At 74.1% G+C, this 7,087-nt stretch carries 4 protein-coding genes; 1 reads left to right on the top strand and 3 read right to left on the bottom strand.

What is annotated here, in order from left to right; genetic code table 11:
• Nucleotides 1-24: 24 nt before the first annotated feature.
• The 3 genes from ACWD0F_RS01140 to ACWD0F_RS01150 are packed head-to-tail and all read right to left on the bottom strand — an operon-like array spanning nucleotide 25 to nucleotide 5,169.
• Entirely contained in the window at nucleotides 25-3,735 is a 3,711-nt protein-coding gene (locus tag ACWD0F_RS01140) for a CHAT domain-containing protein (RefSeq protein ID WP_449871529.1), read from the bottom strand.
• Nucleotides 3,732-4,904, bottom strand: coding sequence for a CATRA conflict system CASPASE/TPR repeat-associated protein (locus tag ACWD0F_RS01145; RefSeq protein ID WP_449871531.1), 1,173 nt, complete (start codon nucleotides 4,902-4,904; stop codon nucleotides 3,732-3,734). Before ACWD0F_RS01145 ends, ACWD0F_RS01140 begins: the two co-directional genes overlap by 4 nt.
• Nucleotides 4,891-5,169, bottom strand: coding sequence for a CATRA system-associated protein (locus ACWD0F_RS01150; RefSeq protein ID WP_449871533.1), 279 nt, complete (start codon nucleotides 5,167-5,169; stop codon nucleotides 4,891-4,893). Before ACWD0F_RS01150 ends, ACWD0F_RS01145 begins: the two co-directional genes overlap by 14 nt.
• A gap of 108 nt (nucleotides 5,170-5,277) precedes the next feature.
• Between ACWD0F_RS01150 and ACWD0F_RS01155 the strand changes: the two genes are divergently transcribed.
• Nucleotides 5,278-7,087, top strand: a 1,810-nt coding sequence (locus ACWD0F_RS01155) for an FUSC family protein (RefSeq protein ID WP_449871535.1), incomplete at its 3' end; no start/stop codon positions are given.

Raw genomic sequence — 7,087 nt, forward strand, 5'->3', positions numbered from 1 at the left:
TCACGACCGCGATCGGCGGCGGGCTCACGGCCCCACGTGGACGTAGGCCGCCCAGAACAGCGGGAACCCCGGGCGGCGGGCCCGCAGGGCACGCATCGCGACGTGCAGCGCGGAGGCCGCCGCGCCGGGGTGCGGCTCCCGGGTGCCGCCCGCGGTGAGCACGGTGTAGACCTCGTCAGCGACGGCCGGGGCGTGCAGGTCGCTGATCGGCCAGAGCGTGCCGATGACGTGCGGGAACCCCGCGAGCTGGATCGAGGCGGCGATGCTGACGGCCTCGTCGGTCAGCACCCTGCCGCCCCGCGAGGTCTCGCAGCCGCTGAGGAAGGCCAGCTCGGCCCGGTCGAGCCGGCGGGCGGCCAGCTCGCGCACCGTCAGCGGCTGGTCCCGCAGGATCAGCCGGGCGTTGGAGGGGTCGGTGGGCTCCTGCACCGCGTGGCAGGCGAAGTGTGCCCAGGCGCTCCCGTCCAGGGCCGCCAGCACCTGGTCGTGGGTGGCCTCGTCACCGCTCAGCTCCAGGTGGTGCGGGAGCCGCCCGCGTACCGCGGCCAGCTCGCGCTCCACCCCCCTGAGCGGGGCCGCCCCGGGGACTGCGGGGACGCCGACGAGCAGCACCTGCCGGTCTGCGGCGGGACCGGACTGCTCGCGGGCGTGCAGCAGGGCGCGCAGGGTCGGGGTGTAGCTGGAGATGACCAGGTCGGGTGCGCGTCCGGCCGCGTGCAGCGGCAGCAAGGTCAGCGGGCCCGTGGGGCACCACCAGATCCTGGACGGCGGCTCGGCCGGCGCGTCGAGCACCGGGCCGGTGACGTGCTCCCAGAGCCAGTCGAGGCAGGCGGCCACCGCGTCGTTGGACGTCGCGTCGCCGGCCATCGAGTCCACCGCGCGGGCGAAGCGCGCGGCCTGGGTCTCCACCTGCTCGGCGGTGACGGCCAGCGGCACGACCTGGAGACCGCCCGAGGTCACGAGCAGCGCGTCGCAACCGTAGCGGCTGATGTTCAGGACGGCGACGGGCCCGGCTTCGGCGGCCTGGAGCAGGCTCTCGTGGTGCGGCGGGCGCAGGAAGGCGGCGAAGCCGGGTAGCGCCCTGATCTCCGCGAGGAGCTCCTGGCGTTGCCGCCGCAGCGTGTGACGCCGGTCGAGCTGCCGCTCGCGGTCGATCGCGGGATCGACGGCGGGCTCGACGGCGGGGTCGAGCCGGTCGGCGGGGCCGGGCAGGGTCGTCCACTGGGCGGCGGCCTCTGACACGTCCATCCGCTCGGCGGCGTCGAGCGCGTCCTGCACCTCGCCGAGCCGGTCGGCCAGCTCGGGCGCGACGGCGTACAGGACGTCGCGCGAGGTGCGGTTGTCGATGACCTGGGTGAGCATGACGCCTCTGCCCTCTTCGAGCAGTTCGAGTGCGGTGCCGGGGTCGCCTGCCCTGATCGCCGCCGCCGCCGCGTCGCGGGCCAGCCCTTCGAAGTCGCGCAGCACGCGCTCCTGGTCGTCGCGGCCGAGCCCGCGCCAGGCCGCCTCGTCCAGCGCGCCCACGGCGGAGCCGAACCCCTGGACCGCCTCCCCGGCCAGGCCCGCCTCCATCGCGAACTCGCCCCACCGCTGCCCGACCCGCGCCCGCCAGTCCGCCGACGCGGTCCCGACCGCCGCCGCCTCGCGGAAGCGGGCGAGCGCCTCATCGCGCGGCGCCGGGGCGCCGGTCATCTCCCACTGGTCGGTGAGGGTCTGCGCCAGGTAGTACAGCGCGATCGAGGTGCTGGAGTCGCCGGGCGGGCCGGCGGCCACGGAGGCCCGCGCCGTCCGCAGCGCCCGCCTGAGGTCACTGCCGCGGCCGGTCATCGCATACCGCTTGCGCAGCGCCTCCCCGAGATGGCCGTACGCGGCCGACCCGCCGCCGGCCTTGACGGCCTCGGTGAGCAGCTCGATGGCCTCGTCCAGGTCGGGGATCTCCTCGACCGCGCCCTGGCGTACCGGCTCGCCGAGCGCCTGCGCGATCATGGCGGCCAGCGTCCGGCCGGTGACCTGCGGGGTCAGTGCCCTGATGAGCAGGGCGCCGCCCAGGTTGACGGTCGTCAGGGCGTGCAGGGCGGTGCCGGGCGCGGCGGCGGCTCTGGCGTCGCGGAACGCGGCGACGGCGGCGTCGAGCTTCTCGGCCTGCAGGAGCACCATGCCGAGGTCGTTCAGGACGCCGGGCCGCTGGATGTTGCCGGGTTGCACGGTCCTGGCGGCCTCGCCGATCCGCTCCTCGGCCTCCCGCAGCGCCGCGGTCTGCCCGGTGAACTTGTACCGCTCCACCAGCACGGCGGCGAGGTTGCCCAGGTTGCCGGGACGGTACGGGCTGGTCAGCGGGGTCGCCGCCACGGCGTCGCGCAGGATCGAGACCGCTTCGTCGGTGTCCTCGCCGCGGCGCGTACGCTCAAAGCGTTGTTGCAGCGCACCGCCGAGGTTGGCCAGGTAGAGGGCGTAGTAGGAGTGGTCAGGACCGGTCAGGGAGACGGCCGTGCGGTGGCTCTCGATCGCCTCGTCCAGCTCGGCCAGGTCGCCGGTGAGCTCGTACCTGAAGAAGAGGGCGGAGCCCAGCCCGGTCAGCGCCATCGCGCGCTCGGGGTGGTGCGGCGAGTCCGCCAGGGCGCGCCGGTAGGAGCCGATGGACTCGTCGAGGACCTTCATGGCCCCGCCGAGCCGGAACTTCAGCATCAGCGCGTTGCCCAGGTCCGATCGGTACATGCCGGCGTCCTCGTCGCCTGGCCGGCTGAGCGCCACCCCCTGGCGCAGGGCGTCGATCATCTCGTCGAGGTCGTCGACGGTGTGGCTGAACTCCATGCGCAGCCCCAGCACCGCGCCCAGAGCCCCCAGGAGCCGGCCCCGTTCGGGATTGTCCGGCGCCGCCTGGGCCACGGCCTGGCGGAGCGTCTCCACCGCCTGGTCGGCCCGGTCGAGGCGGCCCGAGACGCGTACGTCCTCGATGAGCATGCTGCCGAACCCGGCCAGGAACCTGGCCCGGCCATCCCTGCCGGAGTACTGCTCGTCGAAGCGGAGCCCCCGGAGCTGCTCCATCATCTCCGGGGTGATGACCGGGATCTCGTCCACCGCCATGATGGGCCCGAGCAGGAGCTGGATCTCCTGCTTGACCGGCTCCGAGGCCTCCCCGTAGCGCGCCCGCACCTCCGCGACCGCCGCCTTCAGCTCCTCGGCGTGGGCCGGCTCGCCGGCGACGAGCACCAGGGCGTTGGCGAGCTTGGCGAGCCGCCACAGATACCGGTCGCTCGACCGGTCGGTGGTGCGCACGGACTCGCGCATCGCCTCGATGCCCCGCCTGAGCCGGTCGCCGTCGTCGCTCCGCATATGGCTGAGGATCAGCGCGTTCCCGTAGTTGGCCAGCACCAGCGGCCGGTCGCTGAGCCGGCCGCCGAGGGCCGCCCCGTACAGCTCCAGCGACTCCGCGAACTTCTCCTCGTCGACGTCGGCCTGGTTGCCGAGCACGACGGCCAGCGCGGCCTGGGCCTCCGCCAGCTCGGGCCGCCCCGCCAGGCCCGCCACCGCCCTGCGGTGCAGGCCGATCGCCTCCACCAGGTCGGGCGCTCGCCGGTGCACGTCATAACGCATGCTCACGGCGTTGCCGAGGTCGGAGAGCAGCAGCGGTTCCGGGTCGCGCGCCGCCTCCTTGCGGTAGCCGTCGATCCCGGCTTCCAGAGCTTCGAGATCGCCGGTCATCAGGTATTTCCCGATGTGCTCTTCGGGTTTCATCGGTCCCTCCGCCATCTGACGACACCGAACGCGGTCAGGCCGAAGGCCGTCACTGCCAGGCCCGCCACGATGTAGGGCTTGACGGCCTCCGGTACGGGGACGCGGTAGCTCAGCGACTGCACCGCCGTCAGCATCATGAGCAACGTTCCGACGACGGCGGCGCTCAGGACGCCGAAGCGGGCCCAGCGGCGCTCGGTCTCCTCCGCCCGGTGTTGTAACCGTCCGGCCAGCACGAGGTCGGCGATCGAGGCGATCTCGCGGGCCCGCTCGCGGGTGGCCTCGGCATAGGCGAGGTCGTCGTCGAGGCGCAGCAGGAACCAGTCGGCCAGCGCCAGGTCGTCGTCGAGCGCCTGCGCGCGCATGTTGTGCCGGGCGATCTCCACGCTGCGCCGCATCTCCCGCAGCCGTGTGGTGGCCCAGATGAGCCCCGCCGACGCCGTCTGGCGCTCGGCCAGCTCCAGCCGGGCCGCGGGCAGCCCGTCGGCGTCGAGCATCGCCAGCATCGCGTCGATCTGCTCCTCCACCCGCTCCTGCGCCGTCCGCAGGCCCGCGCCGTTCTGGTAGACCCGCAGGTGGTAGCGGATCTTGGCGGCGTGCATCAGGTAACGGGCGAACGGCGCCATCCGGTCGTCGCCCGCGGTCCACGCCCAGGCGTCCAGCCGGGTCTCCAGCCGGCGCGGGGCCACGACGGCGAACGTACGCCGGCTGCGCGCGTCCCGCTCGTGGCCCACCTCCCACAGGAGCAGGCGATCCCTGGCCGTCGCCCGGCTCGCCGAGTACTGCTCCGGCAGCGCGGCCAGGATGGCCTCCGGCCGGCGGGCGCGGCCGTAGGCGACGAAGATCCGGCACTCGCCCAGCGCCCAGTCGCCGATCTCCGCGCCCGCGCAGCCGGCCCACAAGCGGTCGAGCTCCTTCCAGGAGCCGCCGGTCAGCGCCACGCTCAGGCAGCGTATGTCGTGCTCCGAGCGCAGCACCGCCTGGCGCAGCGGCTCGCCCCTCGCCGTCCGCACCTCGGCCTGGCCCACGGTGACGGCGGGCATCCCCAGCCGTTCGCCGAGCGCGTCCCAGACCTGGCGCAGCCGCCGCTCGCCCGCGTCCGCCTCCGGGCCGGTGGCGGCGACGAACACGTGGACGATCAGCCCTGGATCGGCGGGGTCACCCGGCCTCATCGGCCCGGTCCGCGACGGGGGCCGACAGGCTGTGGATCAGCTCGTTGACGCGCTCGCGGGTCTCCTCGGGCATCGGACCCACCGGTTGATCCGGATATTTCGTGACAATACGGATGGGTCCGGCCAGCTCCAGGTGCCCGAGATCCGCGGCCGGATCCGCGGACGCGGCGAGCCGGCGCACGGCCGTGGCCACGTTCGCCCACCCAGCCTCCGTCAGCTCCCATTCGAGAGCCTCGCCTAGCAGCGCCACCACGTCATCGTGCACGCCTGTTCCTCCCCGTCGGGCGGTTCGCCTCAAGTGTGCCCGCCACCGGCGATCACGACCAGCCGCCCCGATTATTTTACGAGTAAAACACATGCTAAACTTATAGCAATGAGCATCCTGACCCTCGACCGACGCGTCCACCTGCCCGTCCGTGCCGCCCTGCGCCTGGGGCCGGTCGGCGACATCTGGCACAAGCCGGCGCTGAGCGCCGTCTCCGCGCTGGCCGTGGTGCAGGTCGCCCTCCTCTTGACGGGCCGCCTCGACCTGATCCTGTACGCCTCCGCCGGCGCGATGTGCGCCCTGTACGGCCACGGCCTGCCCTACGCGGCGCGGGCCAAGGCGTTGGCCTGGGTGGTCGCCGGGATGCTGGCCAGCATGGGCGTCGCCCTCGTGACGGCCGCGCTCACCGACTCGATCGCCGTCCGGGTGGCGGTGGCCGCGCTCCTGGCCGGGCTGCACAAGGCCGCCTGCGACGCGACCCGGATCGGGCCGCCGGGAAACGTCGTGCTCACCTTCATGGCCGCCAGCGCCGCCTTCGTGCCGCAACGGCTCGCGGACGTTCCCCTGCACGTGGGGATCGGGGTGCTGGGCGGCGCGGTGGCCTGGGTGGTGGGAATGGCGCCCGGCGTGGTCCGGCCGGACGGCCCCGAACGCATCGCGGTGGCGCGGGCGCTGGAGTCCACGGCGCGGCTGCTGCGGGCGCGGGCCCGGGATGAGGACCCGCACCAGGCCCGCAACGCAGCGGCGGCCGCGGTCAACGCCGCCTGGCAGACGCTTCTGCGTTCCGGCCATCAGCGCCAGGAGCTGCGCCGGCTCCTGGTCCGCGCAGAGTCCGCCGCCGCCCAGACCGCCGCACACACCACCTCCCAGACCACCTCCCAGACCACTGACGCCGCACAGACCACCACCCCCGCACAGACCACTACCGCCGCACAGACCACTGCTTCCGCACAGGCCATCGCCGCACGAACCATCGACGCCGACGAGCTCGTGGCCTGGGCGCATGAGCTGCGCAAGGGGCGTCGTCTGCCCACGCCGCCTGCCGGTGACGCGCGCACCGTGGCCGCCGAGGAGGCGGAGCTGGCCGGAATCGCCGCCGAGCAGGCGCAGCCGCATGAGGTGGCCGGAGTCGGAGCGTTCCGCCGCACGATGATGGGCGTGGCGAAGAGGTGGCGGGTCCTGGTGATGGTGAGCGCCGGTGCTGGAGTGGCGGGCTGGGCGTCGATGGCGCTGGGCGTGGGCCGGCCGTACTGGGCCGTGGTCACCGCCGCGTCGGTGTTCGCCGCCAACACCACCCTGTCCTGGAACCGCGCGGTCCAGCGCGTGGTCGGCAACCTGCTCGGTGTCGCGCTGTTCACCCTGCTGGCGCCCGTGACCATGCTGGGCGCGACGGCGATCGTGGTGACCGTTCTCGCCCTGCAGTTCGTCACCGAGGCGGCCGTCACCCGCAACTACTGGCTGGGCAGCGTGTTCGTCACGCCGATGGCCGTTTTGATGACCGAGTTCGCCGGAGCTCAGCCGGTGCCGGAACTGGTGGCCGATCGCTGGCTGGACACCTGCGTGGGCGCCGCCGTCGGGCTGCTGGCCTGCGTGCTCCTGCCCGACCGCCGGGCGGCCCGGCGAGTACGCGAGGGGCTCGACCGCCTGGAGCGAGCGGTGGCGGAGGCCCCGTCGCCCGCGCAGGAGGCGGAGACGCCGTCGCCCGCGCGGGAGGCGGGGATGCTGTTGCCCCCACAGGAGGCGGAGGTGCCGTCGCCGGCCCAGCGCCGCGCCGCCCGGGACCGGTTGCGGGCCGCCCTGGTAGAGCTGCGCGAGGCCGCCGACACCGCGGCCGGTGAGTGGTGGAGCACGGCGCTGCCGCAGGAGCGCATCGCCGCGGCCGAACGCGCCGGCCACCACCGCCTCGCGAACCTGACCG

The organism is Nonomuraea sp. NPDC002799 (genome assembly GCF_053592075.1).